Source organism: Streptomyces sp. GbtcB6 (assembly GCF_019091475.1).
Taxonomy (GTDB): Bacteria; Actinomycetota; Actinomycetes; order Streptomycetales; family Streptomycetaceae; genus Streptomyces; species Streptomyces hyaluromycini.
Genome location: NZ_JAGXJL010000058.1, coordinates 26,631 through 52,599, shown reverse-complemented (window position 1 = coordinate 52,599; position 25,969 = coordinate 26,631). Strand labels below are relative to the sequence as shown.

Here is a 25,969-nt window from a genome sequence, read left to right as displayed (position 1 = left end):
GCCCCCGACTTGCCCGGGACGGGCCCTCGGCGCGCGCCGCGGGGCTGCGTCACCGGCCCCCGGCGGAGATACTGGCCGACACGCTGCGCTGGGAACGCGAGCAGGGGCTGGACCGGGAAAGGCGCGCAGGCCTCAGCGCGCAGCGCGAGCGCGAGTTGCTCGACGCCCTCGGCTGACGGCACCGGATCGGTCTCGCACACCCGAGCGACTGTACAGGCGCCTTCCGTTCCGACTTCCCGATCTCGTGGTGGGCCCGGCCGAGAACCGGTACGGCCAGGTTATGACCCGAATCGCGGGCCGGTCCGGGCGAGTTGAGCCCCGGGCCGCAGCCCGCTCCTAACGCCCGCTGGGACGCCGATGCGGTCCGCGACGAGGTACGCGCCTACGCCGCCGAACACCTCGGCGCCGAGGACGGTGTCTTGAACGTGGACGAGACCGGCTTCCTGAAGAAGGGCCAGTCCTCGGCAGGGGTGCAGAGGCAGTACACCGGCACCGTGGGACGCATCGAGAACGCCCAGGTCGGCCTGTTCCTCGCCCTGGCCACCAGCCCGGGCCGGGCCTTGATCGACCGACGGCTCTACCTCCCTGAACACTCCCGGTCCAATGACCGGAACGCCGCACCGCGGCTGGGATACCCGAGACGGTGCAATTCGCCACCAAGCCCCGTTGGCCTCGGAGATGATCGCTGCCGCTCTGGATGCCGGATCACCGCCCCCTGGGTGACCGGCGACGTAGCCAACGGACAAGACCCCCAGCTACATGCCGCCCTCGAGGCATGTGGCACCGGCTACGTGCTGGCCGTCGCCTGCTCGATGAGGGTGAGAATCAACCGCGGCCGCACTGCTGTCCGCGCGGACACCGTCGCCGCCCGACTGCCCGCCACGGCCTGGCAGCGGCACAGCGCAGGCAACGGCGCGAAGGGGCCGCGGTACTACGACTTGGCCTGGATCCACACCGGCACCGACAGCCACCACCTGCTGATCCGACGCAACCGGACCACCGGCGAACTCGCCTTCTTCCTATGCTGGTCACTCACTCCTGGGCACCGGCACGTCACACTCACCATGCGCGCCCTGGCCTTCCTGACCTCCCTCGCCGCAGACGCAGCCCCCAAACCGCCTGCAGGTACGCGCCACTTCGTCCGCAGCCGCGATCCGAGCACGCTGACCGTCCCGGAAATCCGCCACCTGCTCGTCGCTGTGTTCACCTCACCAGCCGTCAGCGCGGCCAGGCTGCTGCACTGGTCCACCTGGCGCCGACGCCACCAGGCAACAGCCCGACGCAGTCACCACCAACGAACCGCCGGCGACCGATCGTGCAACAGTCACGCAACACACCGATGCAACGGATGCACTCGCTTCTGGGCTGGCCTTTCCCGATAGCGCCCCAGCGCTCAATGCGGCTGTTCTATCGTCAGATCGGCGAGGCTCACCAGCAGCCAGCACGACCGCCCCAGCTCCGACATCAACCTGCGCAACGCGCAAAGTCGAACTGGAGGTAAGGCGTTGGGTGACGGCAGGCATCGTCGCGACAAGGAGAAGAGCCGACTACTAACCGTGGCATTAGCCCTGGCCCCGTTCACAGCTCGCGTCCTCGCGGCGCTGGCCTGGGACTGGTTCCAGGGACGCGACGGCAAGTAGCCGACTACTCCATCCGCAAATCGGGCGGCCGTCTACACCGGCCGCTGGTGCCGCCGTAGGGACGGCGAACCACGCGCGGGGTTGGGCTGGCACTCAGCCCCGCGTGCCATGTCGCGCCGCCCCTGACGGATGACCGAAGTACACACCGAAAAAGGGTTATGCAACACGACGCTTAAGACTGTACGCACCGGAGGGGCGTCCGTCATGTTTTACGCGTCAGTTGGGGTGTGTCACTCATGCGTGCGAACACTGAGTTGCACAACCGGCCCGGCGTGATCGACGGTGGCAGTGATGACGACCGAGCGTGGTGCGTGCTGGCTGGACTCGCGCCTTCGCAGTAGACGCAAGAGGTTGCCTGGCCGACGATCCGACTTCGCGTACTGTGCCAGGGAGGTCACCGTAGTGGCGGAGCGTCCCATGAAGACCCGCGGGTGTTTCGCGTTCGTCACCACACCGCGCCGTGGGGTCGTACTGCAACTGCGGGACGAGAAGGCCGGCATCGGCTGGCCGGGACATTGGTCGATGCCGGGTGGCGGGTCCGAGGCGGACGAGACGCCGATGGAGACCGTGCTGCGGGAGTTGTTCGAAGAGACCGGTATCGTCCCGGAGGCGATCGAGGAGGTGACGGTCACGCCCTACCAGGAGGGGAGGACGCCGCCCCACGTGTTCGCCGTGGTCTGGGACGGCAGTGACAGCGAGTTTGTCCTCGGTGAGGGACAGGCCCTTCGTCTGTTCCCGGTCGACGCTCTGCCCGAGCCGATGCCGCCCCATGTCCGGCACTACATCGAACAGCTCGCGCTTCGCCTTCCGCCTCCGTTCGCCTGACCCGCACCGCCACATGGTTCGTGCACCTGTGTATAGGCGTGATGCGGCGTCCCTCCGACACAACGGAAGCGGACCCGCCGCTCACCGTGACACCGGTGAGCGGCGGACCATGAGGCACTGGGGGATTCGGCGGACGACTGGGCAAGGCCGAAGCAGGTCGGCGCGTCCCGACTTGCGAATGAGCAGGTCAGGGTGTGTGTCGGAGTGTTTGGCTCCTGATGCACACCCTTGATTGTTTTCCGGCATCCGCGTGCGACAGGCGCGCGTTCCGACCGTCGTGGGCGACGGACCAAGTGGCTGTGATGCCGCACTCGTTGACGTCTGTGCTGCGGTTGCTTATGCCCTGCGGACATTCGGCCGGAGTACTCTGACGACTGGGGGTTTGAACTCTCAAACAATCGCTCATCGGAGAACGTCATGCGCGTCGCGATCACCGGGTCCACCGGACTCATCGGCTCCGCCCTCACCCGTTCCCTCCTCGCCGACGGCCACGGCGTGCTGCGGCTGACCCGCGGCCGGACGGTGGCCCGGGCGGCCGACGGGAGCGAATCCGCGCCCTGGGAGCCCGGCACCCGGCTGGACCCGGCCGTCCTGGACGGTGTGGACGCCGTGGTGCACCTGGCCGGAGCGGGGGTCGGCGACCGGCGCTGGACCGCGGCGTACAAGCAGGAGATCAGGCTCAGCCGCTTCCAGGGGACGCGGACCGTCGCCGAGGCCTGTGCCGAGGCCGCCGAGCCGCCCCGGGTGCTGATCTCGGCCTCGGCCACCGGCTACTACGGCGACACCGGCGACCGTGTCGTCACGGAGACCGACCCGGCCGGAAGCGACTTCCTGGCCTCCGTCTGCGTCGGCTGGGAGTCCGCCGCCGCGCCGGCCGAGCGGGCCGGCATCCGGGTCGTGCACCCGCGTACCGGTCTCGTGGTCTCCGCGGACGGCGGCGCCTGGGGCAGGCTGTTCCCGCTCTTCCGGTTCGGCCTCGGCGGTCGGCTCGGCTCGGGTGACCAGTTCTGGCCGTTCATCTCGCTGCCCGACCACATCGCCGCCCTGCGCCACGCGATCGACCACGACGACATCGCCGGGCCGGTCAACTTCACGGCCCCCGAACCGCTGACGAACCGCGAGATCACCCGCGCGATGGGCCGGATCCTGCACCGGCCCACCCTCGCCGCCGTGCCCGCCTTCGCGCTGAGGATCGTCCTCGGCGAGTTCTCCGAGGGCATCACGGGCAGCTGCCGAGCCGTTCCCGCCGGTCTGCTGAAGGCGGGTTTCACCTTCCGGCAGCCCGGCATCGACGAGGCGCTGCGCGCCGCGCTGTCCCAGGGCCAGGGCCTGTCCCGGGCCGCCGGCCCCGGTGGTCGGTCCGACCTGCCGCGTTAACCTGTCGTTATGTGCCCGAACCGTCCGGAGGGGGCCGAACCCGATTCGTCCCCGGCCACGGGGGCGCGGGCGAGGACACTGGCACTGGCCCTACGGCAGGCGACGGCGGGTGTCGGAGGGCGGGGCGCCCTCCTGCACCAATGGGATCCCGGCACGGGCCGGCTGACCCTGGTGGCGGTGGACGGTGTCGACGCCGAGGCGGCGCGGCCCTGGGCGGAGCTGCGCGAGGAACAGGACGCGCCGCCGTCCTGTGCACTGCGCCGCGGCGTCCTCGTCCAGGCGGCCGGGGACGGCCTCGGGACCGGCGCGGCCGGTACGGTGGCGGTCCCCCTGATCGGGGCCACCGGGCCCGTCGGCGCACTCTCGGTACTGCTGGTGCCCGGAACCGGCGAGCCCGACGACATACAGCTGTCCTTCCTGCACGCGGTGGCGGCCTGGACCGCCGAGTGCCTGGACTTCGCCGCCGGGAAGTCGCCGCACCGGGAACCCCTGCCCGGGCGCGGGCGCACGGCCCGGACGATGGCGCTGACCGCGACGCTCGCCGAGGCCGTGACCGTCCAGGACGTCGTACGGGCCGTGGCCCAACACGTCCTGTCGCCGTTCGGCGCCGACGGGCTGATCGTCTCCGTGTTCGAGGACGGCAGGCTGACCAGGGTCGGCGAGGTCGGCTACCCGGCGGACTACCTGCGGCGGTTCGAGGGCCCGCTCAACGCCGGCATGCCCGTCACCGACGTGCTGCGCACCCGCAGGGCGCAGTTCATGGAGTCGCCCGCCCAGATGTACGAGCGCTATCCCGCCGTCACGGACAAGATCCTGATGGGGACCTCGCCCAAGATGGCCTGGGCGTTCCTGCCGCTGATCGCCTCCGGGCGGTCCGTCGGGGTCTCGGTCCTGTCCTACAACCAGCCGCGCCTCTTCAGCGAGGAGGACCGCGCCCACCTGACCACGTTCAGCGCCCTGGTCGGCCAGGCGCTGGAGCGGGCCCGCCTGTACGACCTGGAGCACGCCCGCGCCCAGGAACTGCAGAGCGCCCTGCTGCCCCGGACACTGCCGCGGCTGTCCGCCGCCGTCGCGGCCGCGCGGTATCTGCCGGCGGGCCGCGGCGAACAGGTGGGCGGCGACTGGTTCGACGTGATCCCGCTCTCCGCCGACCGGGTCGCCCTGGTGATCGGCGACGTGATGGGCCACGGCATCGCCGAGGCCGCCACCATGGGCCGGCTGCGCACCGCCGTACGCACCCTCGCCGACCTCGACATGGCCCCGGACGAACTGCTGGGCCACCTCAACGACCTGGTCAGCGACCTGGGCGAGGACTTCTACGCCACCTGCCTCTATGCCGTCTACGACCCGGTCGGCCGCACCTGCTGCTACTCCCTCGCCGGGCATCCGCCGCCGGTGTTCGTACATCCCGACGGCACCGTTCAGAGCCCCGTCGTGAGCCCCGATCCGCCGCTCGGCGCCGCCACCCCGCCGTTCGCCGTGCACGAACCCGCGCTCCCGGACGGGAGCCTGGTCGTCCTGTGCACCGACGGGCTCATCGAATCCGGCGCGCGGGATGCCGAGGAGGGTCTGGCCGAGTTGGTGCGCGTCCTGGGCGCGGCCGGGGTCCGCCCGGCCCGCTTCAGCGGCGCCGACCAGGAGGAGGACGTCCGGGGCGTGGCGGAGCTGTGCGACACGGTCGTCGCGAAGCTGCTGCCGGACCGGGAGCGGACCACCGACGACGCGGCCCTGCTCATCGCCCACACCCGGGCCCTGCCCGCCGGCGACATCGCCTCCTTCGGCCTGCCCGACGACCCCCGGGCGGCCGGCCGGGCCCGTGAACTCGTCCGCGACCAGCTCTCCCGGTGGGGCCTGGACGACCTGTCGATGACCACCGAACTCCTGGTGAGCGAGCTGGTCGGCAACGTGATCCGGCACGCCAGGGGCCCCATGCGGCTACGGCTGCTGCGCAGCCGCATCCTGACCTGCGAGGTCTACGACGGCAGTCTCAGCACCCCGCGCATCCGCCACGCCACCTACACCGACGAGGGCGGCCGCGGCCTCCAGCTGGTCGCCGCCCTGTCCCGGCGCTGGGGCGCCCGCTACCTCAGCGACGCCAAGTGCATCTGGACCGAGCAGGACATCCCGAACGGCTCCCCCTGCCGAGAGCCCAGAACCTGACATTCCAGTATCGACAGGTCGAAGTCAAGATGTCTTGCCGAATCTGTCAATGTTGGATTTACGATGGAATCATGAGCCTTCGCCACGCACTCCTCGGACTCCTCGTCGACCGGCCCGCCAGCGGCTACGACCTGCTGAAGCTGTTCGACACCTCGCTGGCCCACGTCTGGCCGGCCACCCAGAGCCAGGTCTACGGGGAACTGAACCGGCTCGCGGAGGCCGGACTGGTCGACGTGTCCGCCGAGGGCCCGCGCCGGCGCAAGGAGTACCGGGTCACCGAGGAGGGGCTCAAGGAACTGCGGGAGTGGCTGGTCGCCCCGACGCAGCAGCAGCCGCGCCGCAGCGAACTGCTGCTCAAGGTGTTCTTCTTCAACCTGGGGTCCGACGACCAGGCCCGCGCGGTCCTCGCCGAGCGGGCGGAGCTGGCCACCGCCTACCACGAGCGGCTCGCGGAGCTGAGAGCCGAACTGGAGCAGGACGAGGGGCCGTTGACCGCCAACGGCCGGATCGCCCTCGAATACGGCCTGCGCTGGGCCGAGATGGAGCGCGACTGGGCCCGCTGGGCCGCCGAACAGCTCGGCTGAACGCCGTCGGCGGCACACCGGCCGGGTGCCCGGGGGCGGCTCCCTAGCTCACGAACCCCACATGGGCCAGGGCCTGCTTCAGCAGCACCCCGTGGCCGCCGGGCATCTCGCTCTGCAAGGCCTCGGACACCGCCTCCTGCGGGCTGAACCACACCAGGTCCAGGGCGTCCTGCCGGGGCCGGCAGTCACCGGTGACCGGCACGATGTAGGCCAGCGACACCGCGTGCTGACGCGGGTCGTGGTACGGGGTGACGCCCAGCGTCGGGAAGTACTCGGCCACCGTGAACGGCTGCAGTGAGGTCGGCACACGGGGCAGGGCGACCGGGCCGAGGTCCTTCTCCAGATGACGCAGCAGGGCGTCGCGGACCCGCTCGTGGTGCAGGACCCGGCCGGAGACGAGGGTCCGGCTGACGGTTCCGTCCGGGCCGATGCGGAGCAGCAGTCCGATGCTGGTGACTTCGCCGCTGTCGTCGACGCGTACCGGCACGGCCTCCACGTACAGGATCGGCATACGGGCGCGAGCCATCTCCAGCTCGTCGGAGGACAGCCAACCGGGCGTGGTTTCGGTCATGTCAGACATTGCTTGATCATACTTTCCGGGCGGGGCGCGCGGGTCAGTCGCGGCCGGGGTCGGATGCGGGGAGTCCGTAGAGGCGACGGGCGTTGTCGCGTCCTGTCCAGGCGGCGATCCGCACCGCGTCGGTCGGGCTCAGTTCGTCGGCGTCCACCCGGTCCTGGAGCAATCCGGCCAGTCCCTGCCGGAAGGACAGCGCTCCGAGGTGGTGGAACTCGGCCACACCATAGGCGTCCGAGCTGTACAGCAGTTTGCGGAACGGGGTGATCTCCATCGCCTCCGCCAGGACCGCCCCGGCCCGGGCCGGGCCCACGTGGTGCAGCGCGAGCCCGACGTCGAGGTGCACATGTTCGAACACCGCGGCCAGGTAGGCGGCTTGACGCTGGTAGGGCCAGCAGTGCAGCAGGAGTACCGGGACGGTGCCCGCGGTCAGCCGCAGCCAGTCGGTGAGCAGGGCCGGGTCCGCGTGGTGCAGCCGCAGGTCCGAGTCCCCGAAACCGGCGTGGAGCTGGAGCGGCAGCCCGAGTTCGACGGCGGTCCACAGCAGATGACGCATCAGCACCGGGTCCGTGAGCTTGCCGCCCCGGGCGAACCACCGCGCGGCCGCGCGGGTCACCTCGGCGTACGCCGGCCGTGCCGGGTCCAGGGCGAAGCCGGTGCGGTAGGCGGCCACCGACTTGACCGCGACCACACCCGGCCGCCGTACCGCCTCCTCGGCCGCCGCCCGGAAGGCGGCCGCGTACCCGGCCGCCTCGATGCCCTGTGCGGCCACCGCCTCGGCGACGCTCTCCAGACGTATGACCTCGTAGGCACGCGCGCCGGCCGCCGCCGCGAGTTCGGCGGGGGAGGTGACCGGGTGCGGGGCGTAGCCGGTGTCCACGCAGAACGTCTCCGTGTGCGCGGCGACCAGGAACCGGCGGTTGACCTCCTGCCAGCCCAGTTCGGCCCGGCGCGCCAGGTAGTCGGCGGCGGGCGCGTGCCGGTCCAGGCCGAGCAGGGGTGCGCAGTGCCGTCGGACGGCGATGCCGGCCGGGCTGTCGAACGGCGAGACTCCCGGCCAGGCCTCGCCCTCGGTCAGCAGCGACTCGAACTCCGGCCCGGTGAGGTCGGCGGTGACCGCGCCGTGGCAGTGGTGGTCGACGAGGGGGAGCGCGTCCAGGGCTTCCCGGATCGGTCCCGGCATCAGTACTTCCAGCGGTAGGCCGCCGCCACCCCGGCGTCGTCGAGGCCGGCGACGGCCCCCGTCTCGCCCTCGCGCACCGCGATCACCGCGTCGGCGAGGACCGGGCCGAGCGCGGTGCGCAGCACCTCGTCCGCGCGGAACTCCTCGACGGCCTGGGGGAGCGAGGTCGGCAGCCGGCGCACCCCCCGGGCCACCGCCTCGTCCGGGATCAGGCGGGCCGGGTCGTCGGTGACCTCCTCGGGCAGCGACGCGGCCGAGGCGAGCCCGTCGAGTCCGGCGGCGATGGCGCAGCCGAGGGCCAGATACGGGTTGGCGGCCAGGTCGACCGGCTTGAGCTCCAGGTTGGCGTCCTGGCTCTGGTGACCGGCCGTGCCGGTGATGACCCGCACCCCGGTCTCGCGGGTCTCCCGGCCCCATGCCGTGAACACGCCCGCCCACTGGGAGGGCTTGAGCCGCAGATAGCTGGCCGGGCTCGGCGCCGTCACCGCCGTCAGCGCGGGTAGGTGCGTCAGCAGCCCGGAGATGAACGACTCCGCCGCGGCCGTCATGCCGTACCGGCGGTCGCCCCCGGCGTGCAGGTTGACGCCGTGGCGCCAGAGGGAGAGATGGAGGTGGCCGCCGTTGCCGACGCCCCGCTCGGCGACGGCCGGGGCGAAGGAGGCACGCAGGCCGTGCTTCTGCGAGACGGCGCGGATGGTCTGCCGTACCAGCACGCTCTGGTCGGCCGCTGCCACCGGGTCCAGGGCGCCGGTGGAGAGCTCGAACTGGCCGGGCGCGTACTCGGGGTGGAACTGGGCGACCGGCACCTCCTGCTTCTCCAGGGCCCCGAGCAGATCGGCGGCGTAGTCGCTCAGCTCGATCTGCCGGGCGGCGCCGTACGCCGGGCCCGACGTGGCCGGCACGAACTCGTCGGCCGGCGCCGCGGCCCGGCCGAGCACCCACTCGATCTCGACACCCGCCCTGAAGGTGACACCGTGCCGGTCCTCGGCAGACGTGACGATCCTGCGCAGGAAGGTGCGGCTGCACCCGGGGTGCGGGTCGCCCTCCTGGGTGAGCCGGTCGACGGGGGCCCAGGCCCAGCCGGGCTGCCCGGCCAGCACCACCAGCCGGTCCAGGTCCGGGTAGAGGCGCAGGTCGCCGTCGGGCGAGCCGAGGACGTCGGTGCGCACGATCGCGTCGTTCGCCAGGAAGGTGTCGAACACCGGGGACATGCCGACACCCCAGGCCACCGTCGGCTGCAGCCCCTGCCAGGGAACGGTCTTCACCCTGCAGATCCCGGCGGTGTCCACATAGGCCAGCACGATCCCGCGCACACCCTGCGCGGACAGCTCGTGGGCGAGGGCATGGGCCCGGGCGAGATCGCCGGGGCTCCCACCGGGTACCGGATCGACCAGGGGTGGCATACGACGTCCTCCTCGACGGGCTCGGATGCACGCGTCCCGGTCAGGGTTTCATGGCGACCGCGCCGAACTGCGCTACCGGCGCCGGGGAGTCGGCCCCGTCGGCCCGCCGCCGCTCACGGTGTGACGAGACGGTCCTGCTCCACCGGCGGCGTGCCCTTGTGCCAGGGCAGCGGCTTGCCGAAGCGGACCAGCTCGCCGTAGAGGCCGGGGTCGACCTGTTCGGCGAAGACCAGGTCGAGCACCGCGCGGGCGGCCTCGGCGGGGGACTGGGCCCCGCTGTAGTCGCTGAACCAGGGGCGGGACGTGGCGGTGTCGACCATGCCGGGGCAGACGGAGGCGACCAGGGTGCCGGCGGCCAGGTCCTGCTCCCGGCGCTCGGCGGCGACCGCGCGGACAGCGGCGACCTGGGCCACCTTCGAGGGCACGTTCAGCCAGACCGGCCAGCCCGCCTCCGCGGCGGTGCTGTTGTGGATGGCGCTGCGCCAGGACTCGACGGCGTACTCGACCTGGTCGAGGCTCGCGCCGTCGAACAGGTGGTGCAGCCGCGGGTCGAGGTGGCCGAGGGTGCCGAGCGAACTGGCCACCACCAGCAGCCGGCCGCGCGGGCGCAGCACGGCGCCGAAGGAGCGCAGGACCGCCTGGGTGGCGGTGTTCGAGACGTCGATGAACTCGTCGGCCCGTTCGGACTGCGAGTCCCCGGGCAGCACCCGGGCGACCGCGTTGGAGACGACGATGTCCACCCCGCCGTACCGGGCCTCGAGTTCTTCGGCGAGCCGGGCGATCGCGTCGGTGTCGGTGACGTCCAGGACCCGGCCCTCGACGCGGGCGCGGGTCCCGGGCCGCCGGGCGACCTCGACGGCGGCGTCCGTCACGCGCCCGGGGTCGCGTCCGGTGAGCAGGACCAGGTCGTCCGGGCCCAGCCGGGCGGCGAGTCCTTCGGCGAGGGCGCGGCCGAGACCTTGGTTCGCGCCGGTGACCAGGGCGATGCGGGAAGTGTTCATGCATCCCACGCTAGGAACGACCGGCCCATGAGTCCAACGAAAGATATGCACGGCTAGTATGCGCAAACATCATGGACTTCAATGATGTGTCACTGACCGCGCTGCGGGTCTTCCGCGCGGTCGCCGAACAGGGAACCTTCACCGCGGCCGCGGCCTCGCTGGGCTACACCCAGTCGGCGGTGTCCCGGCAGATCGCCGCGATCGAGCGGGCGGCGGGTGCGGAGCTGCTGGAGCGGCGCCGCGACGGAGTACGGCTCACCGCGGCCGGCCGGGTCGTCATGCGGCGCGCGACGACCGTGCTCGACGAGATCGAGGCGACCGCGAGGGAACTGTCCGGGCTGCCCGGAGAGGCCGGGACGGTCCGCCTCGGCTGGTTCCCCACCGCGGGCGCCGCACTTGTCCCCCGCGCCCTGACCGCGCTCCGCCGGACGGATCCCGGACTCCGGGTCGTCGGCCGCGAGGGCACCACTCCCGCACTGGTGCGTGCCCTGCGCGCGGGCAGCATCGACCTGGCCCTGCTCGCCTCGGCGCCCCCGTTCCGGGCGCCGGACGCCGAATCGCCCCCGCTGGTGCTCCAGACCCTCACCGAACGCGCCCTGTGTCTCGCACTGCCGGCCGGCCACCCCCTGGCCCGCGGCGACTACGTCGACGTGGCCGACCTGCGCGGGCAGCGCTGGATCGCCGGCTCCGCCTCCGGGGAGGACCGGCTGATGGGGGTGTGGCCCGGCCTGGACGAGCGGCCGGAGATCGCCCACATCGCGCGGGACTGGCTGGCCAAGCTCCATCTCGTCGCCGCCGGCTGCGGGCTGACCACCGTTCCGGCCGCCCTCGCCTCCGCCGTGCCGGCGGGGGTCCGGATCCTGCCCGTGCGCGGCGGACCTCAGGAGCAGCGCCGCCAGCTCCTGGCCCGGCTGCCGTACCCGCCGGCCGAGGCGGTCACCCGGGTGGCGGCCGCCCTGCGGGCGGCGGCGCTGGAAACGGACGTATCGAACGGGCCCAAGTGACTCGTCCGAGGGCTTGGTTGCTCCCGGCCGCGAAGGCGGCCCTCCGGCGGCACGGCCAGGACGACGTCCGGCCCGGCGTCCGGCCCGGCGCCGGGACCGACCGGCGAGACGGTACTTACACCATCGGGTTGTCCGGACATAGCATCGGTCCCCGCATGAACACGATGACGCTCTGGCACATATCCGGCTGGGAGTTCGCCGCCCTGGCACTCGCCGCGCTGCTCGTCGGCTTCTCCAAGACGGCCGTCAGCGGGGCCAACACCGTCAGCCTCGCCATCTTCGCCGCGGTCCTCCCGGCCCGCGCCTCCACCGGTGTCCTGCTCCCGCTGCTCATCGCGGGCGACGTGCTGGCCGTGGCGACCTACCGCAGGCACGCCCACTGGCCCACGCTGTGGCGGCTGTTCCCGGCGGTCGCGGCCGGCGTGGTGATCGGCACGCTGTTCCTGGTCTGGGCCGGCGACGGCGTCGTACGGACCTCGATCGGCGCGATCCTGCTGCTGATGGCCGGGGTCACGCTGTGGCGGCGCCGCGCGGCCGACCGCCCCGACGACCCGGACGCGGTCACCACCCGGGCGGGCCGGGTGAAAGCCGGTTCGTACGGCGTGCTCGGCGGCTTCACCACGATGGTCGCCAACGCGGGCGGCCCGGTGATGTCGATGTACCTGCTGTCGGCCGGCTTCCGGAAACTCGGTTTCCTGGGCACCTCGGCCTTCTTCTTCCTGATCGTGAACCTCTCCAAGGTCCCCTTCAGCGCCGGCCTCGGCTTGATCGACGGCCACTCGCTGCTCCTCGACGCCGGGCTCGTCGCGTTCGTCGTCCCCGGCGCGTTCATCGGCAAGTGGGCCGTGCACCGGATCAACCAGCGGCTGTTCGAGCAGCTGGTCATCGCGGCGACGATCATCGGCGGCCTCCAGCTCCTCCTGCGCTGACCGGCCCGGCGACCCGGTCCGGCAACCCGGGAATGCGACGGCGGGTCGTCTTGTTGGACAGGTCGTGAATGACATGCCCGGATCAAAGATCCCGGGTGTGGGCGAAAGGAGGACCTCATGGCACGCAGCACCGCGCGTCCCGTCGTCAGGCTGAAGTCGACGGCCGGGACCGGTGTCACCTACGTGACCCGCAAGAACCGCCGGAACAACCCTGACCGGCTGGTCCTGCGCAAGTACGACCCGGTGGCCGGCGCGCACGTCGACTTCCGCGAAGAGCGCTGAAGCCGAACGCACCGCCGACCCAGAGAGGAAACCCCATGAAGGCCCGCATTCATCCCGCGTCCCGGCTCGTGGTCTTCCGGGACCGCGCCGCGGACACGGCGTTCCTGACCCGTTCGACCGCCGACTCGTCCCGGACGGTCGAGTGGGAGGACGGCAACACCTACCCGCTGATCGACGTGGAGATCTCGTCCGCGTCGCACCCCTTCTACACCGGCAAGGCGCGGGTCCTGGACAGCGCCGGCCGAGTGGAGCGTTTCGAGCGCCGTTACGGCCGCGCCGCCGCCGCCCGCGGCTGACCCGGCCCGGTGACCGACCCGAGGAGAACAGAACCATGAAGGTGCGCAAGTCCCTGCGCTCACTGAAGGCCAAGCCCGGCGCCCAGGTGGTCCGCCGACGTGGCGTGGTCTACGTGATCAACAAGAAGGACCCCCGCTTCAAGGCCCGCCAGGGCTGACGGAGGTCGCGTCCCACGACGGCCGCCCGGCGATCCAGCCGGGCGGCCGTCGCGCGTCACGGCGTTCCTTGCGGTCGGTCCCGGCCGGTCCCGGTCGTCCGGTCGGTCCCAACAGGTCCGATGGGCTTGACGACTCCGATCCGACGGGTCGGCAGCCACGAGGGAACCGGCCCTGCCTGTCCCGCCCCAGGGCGCTGCCCCCTGCTGCGGACCCCTTACGCTCGCCCCATGTCCCCGCACGTCCTGATCCTCGGCGGTACCGCCGAGGCCCGCCGTCTCGCCACCGAGTTGTCGGGGCGCCCCGGAGTCCGTGTCACGACCTCGCTCGCGGGCCGGGTCGCGCGGCCGGGCTCGTTGGCCGGCGAGGTGCGGATCGGCGGGTTCGGCGGGGTGGCCGGTCTCGGCGACTGGCTGCGCGAGCACCGTGTGGACGCGCTGGTGGACGCCACCCACCCCTTCGCCGAGACGATCACCGCCAACGCGGCGGGCGCCGCCCGGGCCACCGGAATTCCCTCCGTCGTCCTGCGCCGCCCCGGCTGGCAGCCATGCCCCGGCGACGACTGGCACCCGGTCCCGTCCCTGCCCGCGGCGGCCGCCGCCCTGCCCCGCTTCGGCCCCCGCGTCTTCCTCACCACCGGCCGCCTGGGTCTGTCCGCCTTCGCCCACCTGACCGACCGGCACTTCGTCGTACGGTCCGTGGAGCCCCCCGAACCCCCCATGCCCCGGCACACCGAAGTGCTGCTGGCGCGCGGGCCGTTCACCGTCGCCGACGAGACCGCGCTGCTGCACGGGAACCTGATCGACGTCCTGGTCACGAAGGACAGCGGGGGAGCGGCCACGGCCGCCAAACTCACGGCCGCACGGGAGCTGGCACTGCCCGTGGTCGTCGTACGGCGGCCACCGCTGCCGGACGGCGTGACGGCGGTACCGGACGTCGCCGGTGTACTGGAGTGGCTGGGGCTCGGCCCCGCGTGACCGCCCCGGGCGTCAGACCGTCCTGGCGGCAGGCGTCAGGTCCGCCGTCTGTTCGGACAGCCCGTCCGTCAGGTCCTCGACCAGCAGCCGTTTGCCGATGGTGTCGACGGCGGCCCGCAGGTCGGCGCCCGAGGGGCGGCCCAGGTCCTGCTGGACGCGGTCCTTCAGCCAGCTGCCCCACGCCTCGCCGAGGACCTGGGCCTCGTGGTCGCCGGCCGGGGTGAGGGACAGGAAGGAGCCGGTACGGGTGAGGCAGCCCTCGTCGACCATGCGGTCGAAGACGGGCAGCAGTACCTCCGGGGGCACCCGGCGGCGGGCGGCGATCAGGCCGAGGTTGCCGTGGCCGACCAGCCGGGTGTGCAGTTCGACCTGCATCACGGCCCAGGCGCCGGCCACGTCCAGCCGAGTGCCGGACTCGCGGATGATACGGCGCGCGGTCTCCAGGTCCGCCCGGCCGATGATCTTCGCCACGGCCGCCTCCAGCACCCGCTGCGAATCCGGCCCGTGCGGCGAGGCGAACCCCTCGCCCATGTCGGTGGAGCCGAGCCGGGCGCTGTCCCGCAGCTGGACCTGCTTGAGGAACAGGGCCACCACGAACCCGACGGCCGCGACCGGCACGGTCCACAGGAACACGGTGTGGATGGTGTCGGCGTACGCCTGGATGATCGGCTCGGCGGCGGCCGCGGGCAGCCTGTGGAGGCCTTCGGGGCTGGTGGCCGCCTTGGTGAGGACCGCCGGACCCAGGGCGCTCGCCCTGTCGGCAGTGGCGATCCCGTCCGCCAGGTTCGGCTTCAGCGCGTTGGTGTAGATCGTCCCGAAGACGGCCGTACCGAACGAACTGCCCAGCGTACGGAAGAAGGTGACGCCCGAGGTCGCGGTGCCCAGGTCGGTGTAGTCGACGGTGTTCTGCACGGCGATCGTCAGCACCTGCATGGACAGACCGATGCCGGTGCCGAGCACGAACATGTACAGGGACTCCAGCCAGACCCCGGTGCCCGGCCCCATCAAGGACATCAGATAGAGGCCGGCGCCCATGACCGCGGAGCCGATGATCGGGAAGATCCGGTACCGGCCGGTCTTGCTCACCACGTTGCCGCTGAAGACCGACGCGATGAGCAGGCCGATCACCATCGGCAGGGTCCGCACGCCCGAGATCGTCGCCGAGTCGCCGTCGACGTACTGGAGGTAGCTCGGCAGATAGGTCATCGCGCCGAGCATGGCGAAGCCCACGATGAAGCTGAGGATCGAGCAGACCGTGAAGACCGGGTTGCCGAACAGCCGCATCGGCAGCATCGGTTCCCGCGCCCGGGTCTCCACCCAGCAGAACAGCGCGAGCGCCACCGCGCCGCCCGCGAACAGGCCGACGACGGTGCCCGAAGCCCACGGGTACTGGTTGCCGCCCCAGCTCGTCGCCAGGATCAGCGAGCTCGCGCCGACCGCGACCAGCGCGATGCCCAGGTAGTCGATGACCGGTTTCGCCGCCGACTTCACCACCGGGATGGTGCGGGCGGCGGCGGCCACCACGACGATCGCGATGGGCACGTTGACGTAGAACGCCCAGCGCCACGACAGGTGGTCGGTGAACAGCCCGCCGAGCAGCGGCCCGATGACCGTGGCCACGCCGAACACCGCACCGATCGCACCCTGGTACTTGCCGCGCTCCCGCAGCGGGATGACATCGGCGATCAGCGCCATCGCGGTCACCATCAGCCCGCCCGCGCCGATGCCCTGCATCGCCCGCCAGGAGATCAGCAGCGACATGTTGGTGGCCAGACCGCACAGGAACGAGCCGGTGATGAAGACGATCGCCGAGACCTGGAAGACCACCTTGCGGCCGAACAGGTCGCCGAACTTGCCGACCAGGACGGTCGCCACGGTCTCCGCGAGGAGGTACGAGGTGACCACCCACGACATGTGCGCGGCGCCGCCCAGGTCCGACACGATCGTCGGCAGCGCGGTGCCCACGATCGTCTGGTCCAGGGCCGCGAGCAGCATCCCCAGCATGATCGTCACGAAGACGACGTTGCGCCGGCGGGTGTCCAGCACGGGCGGCTGGGACGCGTCGGGCAGGACGGTTTCCTCGGTCGCTGTCACGAGGTCACCTTCACACCGGTGGGCTACCGTCGCATGCCCGATGGGGCCGCCCGGGTACCGCTCAGCCCTCCTTCGGAACCTCCGGGTGGCGGCGCAGCAGATACGTGTCCATGATCCAGCCCTTGCGCTCCCGCGCCTCGGCCCGCACCCGCTCGATCCGCGGACCGGCCTCGGCGATCGGACCGGAGACCAGGATCTCGTCCGGGGTGCCCAGGTAGGCGCCCCAGTAGATGTCGATGTCCTGGTCCGCGTACCGGCGGAAGGCCTGGTGCGCGTCGAGCATCACGACCACGTCGTCCACCCCGTCCGGCAGCCCCTCGGCGAGCCGTCGGCCGGTGGTGATCTGCACCGGCCGGGCCACCCGGTTCAGCCCCGTGCGGTGCCGGGCCGCCAGCGCCGAGACACTGCTGATCCCGGGCACCACGTCGTACCCGAACCGCACCGCGCCCCGGGCCAGCACCTCCTCCAGGATCGCCAACGTGCTGTCGTACAACGACGGATCGCCCCACACCAGGAAGGCGCCGGTCTGCTCCTCGCCCAGCTCCTCGCGGATCAGCCGCTCGTAGATGTCCGCGCGGGCGCTGCGCCAGTCCCCGACGGCCGGCGAGTACGCCCCGCCGCCCGCGGCCCGGTCCCGCTCCGGGTCCCGCGCCTCGACCAGCCGGTAGCCGCCGTCCGGTATGTGGGTGTCGAGCATGTCCCGGCGCAGCTGGGTCAGGTCGCTCTTGACCTCGCCCTTGTCGAGAAGGAAGAAGACGTCCGTGCCCTTCAGCGCCCGGACCGCCTGGAGGGTGAGCTGGTCGGGGTCGCCCGCGCCGATACCGATGACATGAATCTTTCGCACGCCCCCGAGTCTGCCGCATGCCACTGACAGCGGGGCGTCCCGGTGCTACGGGGCGCCGCGCAGCCGGGGCGCCTCGGTCCTCGCGTCGACGCTCCCGGCACCGCTCTCCACCCGCCCGGCCAGCTCCCGCGCCCACCGCACGAGCCCGTCGACATCGATCCCGTGCGCCTGCCGGCCCTCACCCCCGGCCGCCCACTCCTCGACCGCGCCCGCGCCGCGCCGCAGCAGCCGCGCCCCGCCGGCCACGTTCCCGCGGGCCGCGTGCGTGAGCCCCACCGCCAGCTGGGCCAGCCCCCGCCACAGCGTCCGCTCCCGCTCGGGCCCCGACTTCCAGGCGTCCTCGAACACCTCGTGCGCGTGGAAGGGCTTCCCGGCGTCCAGCAACGCCTGTGCCTCGGCCACCGTCTCCTGCGGAGTCCGTACGACGCCCTCGGGCTGCCGCTCGACGCCCGGTGCGCCGTACGGCAGCGGCCGCCCCAGCCCGTCGCGCGGCCGGGCGCTGCGCGCCCGCCCCTCGGCGTCCCGGTCCCGTGCCTCTGTCCACGCGTCTCCCATACGACCGATTGTCCTCCCCCGTCCGCCGCCTGCTTTCGGCCCGGCCAGGTACGTGGGGTAAGGTGCTGTTCGCGCGATCACGCGGGTCACCGCGAGACAGCGCACCGGGACGTGGCGCAGCTTGGTAGCGCACTTGACTGGGGGTCAAGGGGTCGCAGGTTCAAATCCTGTCGTCCCGACTTTACGAAGTCGCAGGTCAGGGGTCGTTTCAGACAAGTTCTGGAGGGGCCTTTTGATCATTTCCGGGGACCAGTTGGGGACCAGGCCGATTGGACGCGGCTGAAGCGCACCTTGACTCAGTCAGGGTGCGCTATGGGAGTTGCCCTCACCGGCTCCGCACCCGCCCCGCCCTGAACCGGGGCATCCCATTGAGTGCCCGGCATCGAGGAACTCCTCAGCAGGCGTGGGGGGCTGGGCCGCCCGACGCGGTCAGCTGAAGAACGGGTCGTCCACGAGGTGGACCCAGCCGCCGTCAGGCTGGCGTCGGAGGATCTCGGTGGTGGTGGAGACCACCGGCTCCGGTCCGACTCCGGTGAGGGTGGCGTTGTTCGACACCAGGGCGACGTCGTCGGCCTGTCGGATCTCGCGCAGTTCGAGCTTGAGGCGGGCACCGCTGTCGACCATCTGCTGCATGGCCTTGCGGATGGCGTCCGTGCCCACCAGGTGGGTTCCGGGAGCGGGGACGAAGTGGGCGTTCGGCTCGTAGAGCGACACCAGACCCTCGACGTCACCGGCCTCCAGGTACTCCATGTACAAGGCCCCCACCTGCTGGGGCGTCTCGGCACGGCGCCGGGCGGTGACGCCGACCGGCTTGTCGCCCCAGCCGGCCGCGTCGATCAGGTCGTACCAGTTGGGATAGGCACCGTAGGGCAGGTGACGACGCAGCAGGTCGCCGATGAAGGTCGTCGGGGACGCCTTGTGGGGCTTGGCCACGGCCTGGGTGATGATGAGGTCGCTGAACCCGTGGGCCAGGTCCTGACGCGGCAGCAGGGCGTGCACTTCGTCGGCGAGGCCGGCCGGAAGGCTCTCACGCTGGATTCCGAGGATGTCGGTGGCGATACCCAAGTGGGCCAGCGCCACCTCCGTGCCCTTGCGCGGGGCGATGCCTTCCGTCGTGTGCAGAGCGATGGCGTCCCAGGCGACGGCGATACGTTCTTCCTCGACGCCGTGCTCGCGGAGGAATGCCGCTGCGATGTCGGCGCCTTCGACTTCGAAACGCTGGTCGCCGTTGCTGCCCTCCTCGCTCAGTCCCAAGTCGTGCAGGACGCAAGCGACGAACAGCAGTTCGTCGTCGTAGTCGGTACCGGCGCGCAGACCCTTGTTCTGGGCATGGGCGCGGGCGAAGACGTAGCTGCGGACGCAGTGATCGTGAATGAAGGCAGGTGTGGCCTGTGCCGCAAAGGTGAATGTCTCCCGGGTGAGGCTCGTGTCGGGGAGGTCGAGCTGCTCGAAGACGGACGGGTGTGCGTCGGTGGTCATGATGTGTCTCCTTCTGTTGGGCCCCGGTCCGGGGCGGATCGGCACGGTGGCCGGGCGGCACGCTCACGCGTGCCGGGTATGGGGGCGGCTGCACGGCACGTGGAGTGACAGTCGATCGCCACACGGGGGATGTGCGGCCGGAGTGCTGCGCTTACGGCTGGGCGACGAACGCGCCGATGTGCGTGGCCAGCCGGTCGGGCGCCTCAAGGGGCGAGAGGTGGCCGGGGTACTTCAGGACCTCGATGTCCGAGAGGCCGGCCGACACGTCCTGGACCAGGCCCTGGCGCGGTCACTCGAGAGGGGCCTCGGCGCCACCGCGCAGACGGTCCTCGACCACCTGCCGGCGCAGCTCGGTTGTCACCCTCGCGGACGTGGGCGTACACCTGGCCGCCCTGCACGTCGAAGAAGCGGCCCACCACATTCTGCGAAGTCATTGCCGGCTCCTCGTCCACGGCCGGGGCTCTCGGACCACTCCACCGGTGTGTGGAGTCGGCTGCCCCGCGCTCGCTCTTCGATCCTGCTCCGGAACATCCCTTCCAGGCCACGGCTCATCTGCCAGCATTCGCATCTTTTGGGCCAGAACCCGTGCGGGTGAACCCTTGCTTTCCGGTCGCACGATCAGCGGCTTGATCAGGGGATTTATGCGGGGAACAGCCCTGTGCCCGAGCACAGAAGTTTCCTGGCCCTCTCCGCGGCATCGGTGCTGGACGTAATATTGCGGCCATGAACAAGCACCGGGTCATGGTCCTGGCGGTCGACGGCGTGCTGCCCATGGATCTGGGGATCCCCACGCAGATCTTCAACGCCCGTCCGAACACCCCCTACGAGCTCACCGTGTGCGGCGACACCGAGGAGACCGTGACCACGAGCGCCGGCTTCACCCTCGGACTGACCGCGGGTCTCGAGGCGCTCGCCGAAGCGGACACGATCATCGTCCCGGGCTTCGAGGACTTCCGGCGCCCTCCGCGCCCTCGGGTCAGGGCCGCTCTCAAGCTCGCCGGCCGCGCCGGGATACGCATCGCTTCCATCTGCACCGGCGCCTTCGCCGTCGCCTCGGCCGGACTGCTCGACGGCCGCACCGTCACCACCCACTGGGCCAAGGCGGACGACCTCGAAGAGCTCTACCCCCGGCTGCGCGTCGACCGCAACGTCCTCTACATCGACAACGACACCATCCTGACCTCCGCAGGATTCACGGCCGGCATCGACCTGTGTCTGCACCTGGTCCGCAAAGACCTCGGCGCAGCCGTCGCGAACGACATCGCCAGGGACATCGTCGCCGCCCCCCACCGCGACGGCGGACAGGCCCAGTACATCAACAGGACCCTCCCCACCCCCCAGGCCACCACGCTCGCCGACACCCGTGAATGGGCCCTGCTCCACCTCGAAGAAGACCTCACCATCCCCCACCTCGCCGACCACGCCGGCGTCTCCCCACGCACCCTGACCCGCCTGTGGCGCCAGGAAACCGGCGTCAGCCCCCACCAATGGCTCCTGACCGCCCGCATCAACCGCGCGCGAGAACTCCTGGAGGCCACCGACCTCCAGGTGGAGCAGATCGCCGTCCGGTGCGGACTCGGCAGCGGCGCCAACATGCGCGCCCGCTTCCGTGACACCGTCGGCAACACCCCCACGGCCTATCGCCGGACCTTCCAGCACCAGGCCGCCTGACGGCGAAGGCCGGACCGCGCGGTCACGGAGTCCGTCGACCCGGGCGCCCGTCCGCCCCGGCAGTGTCCAGGGCAGGAAGATCGCCTCACGGCAGGGCGTCGAGAAGGCTCGTGACCCGTACGGCTCGAACGGGCATGATCGCGCACCTCGGCCCTGTGCGGCGGTCCGGGCAAGGTCGGCGGCACCCCTCACCGGCCGCTGGTCCACCACCGAAGGCTCCGGCGCGTCTCCTGCACCTCCGCGCTGGTCAGCGCCCTGTGGGCCCTGATCCGTGACCGAAGGTGCCACGAAGTGGCGCCCCCCGGTGGCTGCGGCCGCATGACAACAGCATCAGGAAGCGAAGGCGCGGCGATAACTCGACGGGCTGGTCCTGGTCATCGCGGTGAAGTGGATTCGCAATGACTCCGCGGAGCCGAAGCCGCATCGGTGGGCGATGTCGTCGATGCCGAGGCGAGTGGTCTCGAGGAGTTCGCGCGCGCGGGCTACGCGTTGCATGGCCACCCAGTTCATGACGCTCGTGCCGGTCACGGCCCGGAATCTGCGGCGCAGGGTTCGTGTGCTCATGTGGCTGTGCCGGCTGACCGACTCCAAGGAGAGCGGCTCGTCGAGGTGTTCCAGGATCCAGACGATCACGTCGGTGATCTCGGAGTCGCCGTCGGGCGGGATGTGCTCGATGAACTGGGCCTGTCCTCCTTCGCGGTGGGGCGGGCTGACCAGGAAGCGGGCCATCGTGTTGGCGGCGGCCTGACCATGGTCGAGCCGCAGGAGATGCAGGCACAGGTCGGTTCCGGCGAGGACACCCGCGGAGGTGAAGACGCCGGCGTCCTCGACGTAGAGCTCCGCTTCGCGGACCTCGACCGACGGGTGGCGGTCTCGCAGCAGGCCGGCCCAGCGCCAGTGGGTGGTGGCGCTGCGGCCGTCCAGGATCCCGGCCGCGGCCAGGGCGAAGGCGCCCGTGCAGATCGACACCATCCGGCTGCCCCGGTCGTACGCGTCACGCAGTCGTTCGACCAGTTCGGCGTCCGGAGGCTCGGTGGGGTCCTGCACTCCGGCGACGATCACGGTGTCCGCCGTGTCCAGCCGGTCGAGCGGCTCGACCTCGCGGGGCACCAGCGGGCTCTCCGCGGGAACCGCACTCACCAAGGTCAGCTCGTAGGGGGCGCCGCCGGGCCAGCAGGCGGTCACCCAGTCCGGCCAGCGGCCGAAGACCTGCTGGGGAACGGCTACGTCCAACAGCACGTAGCCCGGCTGCACCACCACCGCGACCTTGGCCGGATCCTTGGGATTAATGTCCATCTGGCCATCGTACGGTGACCTCGGTCTTCCTAGGCTGGGCGCATCACGCCGATCGCGATTAGTGAGGAGATGCGCAACATGTACGTAGTCGTCGAGACGTGGACACCGAAGCCCGCGTTCTTCGCCGCCGGCGAGGAGGCGCGGAACGACCTGTTCACCGGGATTCAGGAAGCCATGAAACAGCTCGCGGAAATCGGCTTCGTGACGCTTGGCTGGGGCAGGGTGGAACCGGCCGCGCATTCCGCGTCCTATGAATGGTTCGCGGTCTGGCAGGCCCCTTCGCGGGAAGTGGCAGACGTGTTCCTGAGCGGTGTCGAACGCTCCGGCTGGTACACCTACTTCGAGCAGTCCAACGTCGTGGGTGAGCTGCGGCCGGCCGATGCGGTCATCGCCGAGCACCTGGCACTGGAGGCCGAGGCCAAGTGAGCGTGCTCGAGAATCTGCCGGAGGAGATCGGAGGGTGGCCGCGTACGGCGGCTACGGAGGCCGCCGTTGCCTTCACTGCCGAGCACTCTCCGCAATGGCTGCTCAACCATACTGTCCGCAGCTACTTCTACGCGCGTAGTATCGCCACCGCCAGGAATCTCGTCGCCGGGGTGGACTACGACGACGAGACGCTCTTTCTTGCCACGGTGCTGCACGACATCGGTCTGACCGACGCGGGGCAGGGTCCGAACCGGTTCGAGGTGGACGGAGCATTCCGGGCCGCTCGATTCGCCCGGGAGCACGGGCTGTCCGATGTCGCCGCCGACCAGATCTGGGATGCGGTGGCGCTGCACACCTCGCCGGGGATCGCGCCCCACAAGCACCTGGTCGGCGCTCTCGCGCATTTCGGTATCGGTGCCGACATGTTCGCTTTCGGTATCGAGGAGGTGGACCGGGCGGTACTGGATGCGGCGCACGAGGCGTTTCCGTATCTGGACCTGCGGCACAAGATCCATGCGCAGGTGGTCCATCAGATCGACGAGCAGCCGTCGAAGTGGGCGCCGGTGTCGTTCGTCGACATCGTGTATCGCAAGCACCGGCCTGACAATCCGTTTCCCGGGCTGGACGAGTTGGTCGCCGCCCCGGTGCGTCCGGACTGACGACGTCTCGCGACGGCTGCGGCCGGGTGCCGTGGCCGTCTGCCGGCGGGCAGTTGTGACGAAGAAGACGCGGAGCCGGGCACCCCGTGTGCCTGGCTCCGCACCTGTGTTGACCCGGCATCATGTCCCGGGCCTTTGAGCGTCGGCATCCCGCCTTCAAGGAAAGCCGGGGCGGTCGCGATGCGGGGACCGATGTCGCCCGGAGCGGCGCCGAGTTCTTCGGCGAGGGCTTTACGGCTGCGTCGAGGGCGGCGGTCGTGATGGCGCGGCGGCCGCGTTCGCTTCGCCCGCCGCCCGTGCCGAGCCTGAGGCCGACTTTCCCGAGGCGCGCCGTCTGATGCGTAGATGCCTGCTCGACGCTGCTGCTGCAGACCCGCCCACGGCACCGACCATCCGGGCGGCGGAACCGGTCGCCTCGGCTGACGCGCTCACTCATGCCCTGGAACAGCGCGTGGCCGTCACCACGGCCGACTGAAGCCACCCCCTCAGCACTTTGTGAACGAAAGCGCGCCCATGCCCGCCCTGCCCCAGAGCATCCACGCCGCCGGTGACACCGGTCTGAACAAGGCGTCCGTCCCGATTGCGGGCGAGCGTGACGCGCCGCACCTGGTCGACGAGCGCTCGCCGGTGTTTCCGGACCTGGGCGCCAGGGTCGCCATCGGCTTGATGGCCCGGGGCTGACAGTGTCCACGATTGCCTGTGTACCTGCGAGGCGGACTACTGGCGTCACCGCCTGGGGGGCGATGGCCGCGGAGTTCGTCCTTACCGGCGCTGTCCTGTTCGTCGTGGTGACCGCTGTCCGCTGGGTGACGGCATCACCATTCAGCCGGGCCCTGCCAAAACCGTATCTCCAGCACGCGCTCGTGGCGGTGATTGTCGGCGCGGCGCTCGCGGGGGCGCTGTCCTCTCCATGGGGCCGTTGTTCCGGCGGACATCTCAATCCGGCGGTGACCCTCGGCCTGTGGCTGACCGGTGCCTTCCCCGGACGCCGGGTTCCGGCGTACTTCGCTGCCCAGCTCACCGGTTCCGTGGCGGGTACCGGCCTGGCCCGCCTCGTGTGGGGCCCGGTCCTCGGGGACCGGATGGCCTACGCCGCGGTTGAACCCGCTCCTTCCTGCTCGCCGACCTTGCTGTTCACCGTCGAAGCCGTGTCCACCGCCGCTGTCCTCACTGTCACCCTGCTGCTGATGTCCCGTCGCGCGTGGACACGCTGGATCCCGCTGGCTCGTCCCGCCGCCACCGCTGTGATCATGATCGCCCTCGGCACCCTCACCGGCGGGTCCGCCAATCCCGCCCGCCAGTTCGGCCCTGTTCTGTGGGCCCACCGGCCGGGTGACTGGTCGCATCTGTGGCTCTATCTGCTGGCACCCCTTGCAGGCGCCGCCCTCACCGGTGGGCTCGCCCGGAACCAGGCGTATCGCCCAGTCCATCCTCCGAAGAGCGGCGGCGGACAGTCGCGCGGGAGGCGATCGGAGAGTGGCCGATGAGCTGATGCAGGAACCTGCGAATTCGCGTTCGACCTCGTCACGCGAAGGTCATGGTGGGTGGTGATCGGCGGCATCGTTACCCACTTCAGGACGAAGGAAGCTCGCCGCCGGTGTGGTCAGCCGCAACTGCGATCATTGGCGGATGGCTGGTACGGGAAGCCCGGATGTTGTCGACGTCAGTTACTACAATCCGGATCAGCCCCGACTGGGGCTGGAGGTCTTGTCCTTCGCGACGCTGCGTGAGCGGCTGTTGCCATCTGTCGCGGCGGCGCCCAGTCGTCCGGACTTCCATCAGCTGACCCTGGTCACCCGCGGCGAGGGTACCGCGTTGATCGACTTTGTGGACTACCCGTGCGCTCCGGGGACTCTGCTGCATTTGCGCCCTGGTCAGGTGCAGCGTTTCCCCGCGGATCCTCAGGGGGGCATTGCGGATCTCGATGCGACCTTGGTGGTGTTCACCCCTGCCTTTCCACCGCCGGTGCCTGCCACCTCGGCCGTCATCGACGAGGGGCTCAGTCCTGCCGCTTTCTCACTGTCCGCGGTGGAGTACCGGGCCATGTCGGTGGCGGTGACCGAGATAGCGGCGGAATACGCCACGCTGCCCGAGCGGGACGCTTCGCAGGCGGAACTCACTGTGGAGTTGCTGCGCCAGCTTCTCGCTGCGCTGCTGGTACGCATTGCCCGGCTGCCGCATCCTGGTGAATGGAATCCTGCGGCAGGGGGCGAGGTGTTCCGGGTCTTCCGTGGCGAGCTGGAGCGCGCGTTCGCCACGAGGCGCCGTGCTGCCGAGTATGCCGCCTACCTCGGTTACTCGCCGAGGACGCTTACGCGAGCCTGTCTGGCCGCTACGGGCCGTACCGCGAAGGATCTCATCGACGACCGTGTCGCCCTGGAGGCCAAGCGGCTGCTGGTGCATACCGGCCTTCCCGTCGCGTCCGTCGGGCGCATGCTGGGCTTCACGGAGCCCACCAACTTCGGGAAGTTCTTCGAGCGGACGGTGGGTGCCACTCCCGGGGCATTCCGCGCCACGCAGCGCTGACAGCCCGGAGCGGATCGACGAGTCCATT

27 protein-coding genes, 1 tRNA gene and 1 pseudogene are annotated in these 25,969 nt (G+C 71.1%); 20 read left to right on the top strand and 9 right to left on the bottom strand.

Going from position 1 to position 25,969, the window contains the following annotated elements; all coding sequences use genetic code 11:
• The 6 genes and pseudogenes from KVT45_RS57065 to KVT45_RS46785 all read left to right on the top strand — a co-directional run.
• Positions 1–176 (top strand): annotated as a pseudogene (locus KVT45_RS57065) (oxidoreductase); the annotation flags it as partial.
• A gap of 135 nt (positions 177–311) precedes the next feature.
• Positions 312–1,382, top strand: coding sequence for a transposase (locus KVT45_RS46805; RefSeq protein ID WP_217556401.1), 1,071 nt, complete (start codon positions 312–314; stop codon positions 1,380–1,382).
• 675 nt (positions 1,383–2,057) lie between these two features.
• Entirely contained in the window at positions 2,058–2,465 is a 408-nt protein-coding gene (locus KVT45_RS46800; RefSeq protein WP_217556391.1) for an NUDIX domain-containing protein, read from the top strand.
• Between the two features lie 417 nt (positions 2,466–2,882).
• Complete coding sequence (locus tag KVT45_RS46795) at positions 2,883–3,842, top strand: TIGR01777 family oxidoreductase (protein WP_217556382.1); 960 nt, start codon at positions 2,883–2,885, stop codon at positions 3,840–3,842.
• Between the two features lie 9 nt (positions 3,843–3,851).
• Positions 3,852–6,002 carry a SpoIIE family protein phosphatase gene (locus tag KVT45_RS46790; RefSeq protein ID WP_217556374.1) on the top strand — a complete coding sequence of 717 codons (2,151 nt, stop codon included), beginning with the start codon at positions 3,852–3,854 and terminating at the stop codon, positions 6,000–6,002.
• 71 nt (positions 6,003–6,073) lie between these two features.
• Positions 6,074–6,586: a PadR family transcriptional regulator gene (locus KVT45_RS46785; RefSeq protein ID WP_217556358.1), complete on the top strand. Its 513-nt coding sequence runs from the start codon at positions 6,074–6,076 to the stop codon at positions 6,584–6,586.
• Between the two features lie 43 nt (positions 6,587–6,629).
• Here the strand turns inward: KVT45_RS46785 and KVT45_RS46780 are convergent, their stop codons facing one another.
• The 4 genes from KVT45_RS46780 to KVT45_RS46765 form a co-directional block, all read right to left on the bottom strand.
• Positions 6,630–7,157, bottom strand: a complete 528-nt coding sequence (locus tag KVT45_RS46780) for an NUDIX hydrolase family protein (protein WP_167450201.1) — start codon at positions 7,155–7,157, stop codon at positions 6,630–6,632.
• 43 nt (positions 7,158–7,200) lie between these two features.
• Positions 7,201–8,343: an amidohydrolase family protein gene (locus tag KVT45_RS46775; protein ID WP_217556344.1), complete on the bottom strand. Its 1,143-nt coding sequence runs from the start codon at positions 8,341–8,343 to the stop codon at positions 7,201–7,203.
• Entirely contained in the window at positions 8,343–9,746 is a 1,404-nt protein-coding gene (locus KVT45_RS46770) for a glutamine synthetase family protein (protein ID WP_217556334.1), read from the bottom strand. Before KVT45_RS46770 ends, KVT45_RS46775 begins: the two co-directional genes overlap by 1 nt.
• A 113-nt stretch (positions 9,747–9,859) precedes the next feature.
• Positions 9,860–10,747 carry an SDR family NAD(P)-dependent oxidoreductase gene (locus KVT45_RS46765; protein ID WP_217556332.1) on the bottom strand — a complete coding sequence of 296 codons (888 nt, stop codon included), beginning with the start codon at positions 10,745–10,747 and terminating at the stop codon, positions 9,860–9,862.
• Positions 10,748–10,818: 71 nt separating this feature from the next.
• Between KVT45_RS46765 and KVT45_RS46760 the strand changes: the two genes are divergently transcribed.
• From KVT45_RS46760 to KVT45_RS46735, 6 genes are all read left to right on the top strand, one after another.
• Positions 10,819–11,751, top strand: coding sequence for a LysR family transcriptional regulator (locus tag KVT45_RS46760; RefSeq protein WP_217556324.1), 933 nt, complete (start codon positions 10,819–10,821; stop codon positions 11,749–11,751).
• A 155-nt stretch (positions 11,752–11,906) separates the two neighbouring features.
• Positions 11,907–12,680 carry a sulfite exporter TauE/SafE family protein gene (locus tag KVT45_RS46755; protein ID WP_217556316.1) on the top strand — a complete coding sequence of 258 codons (774 nt, stop codon included), beginning with the start codon at positions 11,907–11,909 and terminating at the stop codon, positions 12,678–12,680.
• A 117-nt stretch (positions 12,681–12,797) separates the two neighbouring features.
• On the top strand, positions 12,798–12,962 hold the full coding sequence (gene rpmG / locus KVT45_RS46750) for a 50S ribosomal protein L33 (protein ID WP_093497749.1): 165 nt from the start codon (positions 12,798–12,800) through the stop codon (positions 12,960–12,962).
• A 35-nt stretch (positions 12,963–12,997) separates the two neighbouring features.
• Positions 12,998–13,258, top strand: a complete 261-nt coding sequence (locus KVT45_RS46745) for a type B 50S ribosomal protein L31 (RefSeq protein WP_217556301.1) — start codon at positions 12,998–13,000, stop codon at positions 13,256–13,258.
• A gap of 35 nt (positions 13,259–13,293) precedes the next feature.
• Complete coding sequence (ykgO, locus tag KVT45_RS46740; RefSeq protein ID WP_046728129.1) at positions 13,294–13,416, top strand: type B 50S ribosomal protein L36; 123 nt, start codon at positions 13,294–13,296, stop codon at positions 13,414–13,416.
• A gap of 228 nt (positions 13,417–13,644) precedes the next feature.
• Positions 13,645–14,391: a cobalt-precorrin-6A reductase gene (locus KVT45_RS46735; protein ID WP_217556292.1), complete on the top strand. Its 747-nt coding sequence runs from the start codon at positions 13,645–13,647 to the stop codon at positions 14,389–14,391.
• A gap of 12 nt (positions 14,392–14,403) precedes the next feature.
• Here the strand turns inward: KVT45_RS46735 and KVT45_RS46730 are convergent, their stop codons facing one another.
• The 3 genes from KVT45_RS46730 to KVT45_RS46720 form a co-directional block, all read right to left on the bottom strand.
• The gene (locus tag KVT45_RS46730; protein ID WP_217556277.1) at positions 14,404–16,485 is read right to left on the bottom strand and encodes an MDR family MFS transporter; all 2,082 of its coding nucleotides are present in this window, start codon (positions 16,483–16,485) and stop codon (positions 14,404–14,406) included.
• Between the two features lie 61 nt (positions 16,486–16,546).
• Positions 16,547–17,329, bottom strand: a complete 783-nt coding sequence (gene cobF / locus KVT45_RS46725) for a precorrin-6A synthase (deacetylating) (RefSeq protein WP_217556275.1) — start codon at positions 17,327–17,329, stop codon at positions 16,547–16,549.
• A gap of 45 nt (positions 17,330–17,374) precedes the next feature.
• Positions 17,375–17,884 carry a DUF309 domain-containing protein gene (locus tag KVT45_RS46720; RefSeq protein ID WP_217556265.1) on the bottom strand — a complete coding sequence of 170 codons (510 nt, stop codon included), beginning with the start codon at positions 17,882–17,884 and terminating at the stop codon, positions 17,375–17,377.
• A gap of 105 nt (positions 17,885–17,989) precedes the next feature.
• Between KVT45_RS46720 and KVT45_RS46715 the strand changes: the two genes are divergently transcribed.
• Positions 17,990–18,063: transfer RNA gene (locus tag KVT45_RS46715), tRNA-Pro, on the top strand.
• A 250-nt stretch (positions 18,064–18,313) separates the two neighbouring features.
• Here KVT45_RS46715 and KVT45_RS46710 read toward each other — a convergent pair.
• Positions 18,314–19,363, bottom strand: a complete 1,050-nt coding sequence (locus KVT45_RS46710; protein WP_217556263.1) for an SgcJ/EcaC family oxidoreductase — start codon at positions 19,361–19,363, stop codon at positions 18,314–18,316.
• 723 nt (positions 19,364–20,086) lie between these two features.
• On the opposite strand from KVT45_RS46710, the gene KVT45_RS46700 reads away from it, so the two are divergent.
• The gene (locus KVT45_RS46700; RefSeq protein ID WP_217556256.1) at positions 20,087–21,034 is read left to right on the top strand and encodes a GlxA family transcriptional regulator; all 948 of its coding nucleotides are present in this window, start codon (positions 20,087–20,089) and stop codon (positions 21,032–21,034) included.
• A 330-nt stretch (positions 21,035–21,364) separates the two neighbouring features.
• On the opposite strand, the gene KVT45_RS46695 is transcribed toward KVT45_RS46700, so the two are convergent.
• Positions 21,365–22,330, bottom strand: coding sequence for a GlxA family transcriptional regulator (locus KVT45_RS46695; protein WP_217556246.1), 966 nt, complete (start codon positions 22,328–22,330; stop codon positions 21,365–21,367).
• Between the two features lie 78 nt (positions 22,331–22,408).
• On the opposite strand from KVT45_RS46695, the gene KVT45_RS46690 reads away from it, so the two are divergent.
• The 6 genes from KVT45_RS46690 (at position 22,409) to KVT45_RS46665 (ending at position 25,941) form a co-directional block, all read left to right on the top strand.
• Positions 22,409–22,756 carry a DUF6616 family protein gene (locus KVT45_RS46690; protein WP_217556236.1) on the top strand — a complete coding sequence of 116 codons (348 nt, stop codon included), beginning with the start codon at positions 22,409–22,411 and terminating at the stop codon, positions 22,754–22,756.
• Entirely contained in the window at positions 22,753–23,415 is a 663-nt protein-coding gene (locus KVT45_RS46685; RefSeq protein WP_217556234.1) for an HD domain-containing protein, read from the top strand. The genes KVT45_RS46690 and KVT45_RS46685 overlap by 4 nt, the downstream gene beginning before the upstream one ends.
• 337 nt (positions 23,416–23,752) lie before the next feature.
• Positions 23,753–23,890: a hypothetical protein gene (locus KVT45_RS46680; protein ID WP_217556225.1), complete on the top strand. Its 138-nt coding sequence runs from the start codon at positions 23,753–23,755 to the stop codon at positions 23,888–23,890.
• Positions 23,891–23,928: 38 nt separating this feature from the next.
• Positions 23,929–24,096: a hypothetical protein gene (locus KVT45_RS46675; RefSeq protein ID WP_217556216.1), complete on the top strand. Its 168-nt coding sequence runs from the start codon at positions 23,929–23,931 to the stop codon at positions 24,094–24,096.
• 2 nt (positions 24,097–24,098) lie between these two features.
• Positions 24,099–24,902 (top strand): aquaporin, encoded by an 804-nt coding sequence (locus tag KVT45_RS46670; RefSeq protein ID WP_308311079.1) that lies wholly within the window; start codon positions 24,099–24,101, stop codon positions 24,900–24,902.
• 112 nt (positions 24,903–25,014) lie between these two features.
• On the top strand, positions 25,015–25,941 hold the full coding sequence (locus KVT45_RS46665) for a helix-turn-helix transcriptional regulator (protein WP_308311078.1): 927 nt from the start codon (positions 25,015–25,017) through the stop codon (positions 25,939–25,941).
• Positions 25,942–25,969: the final 28 nt, after the last annotated feature.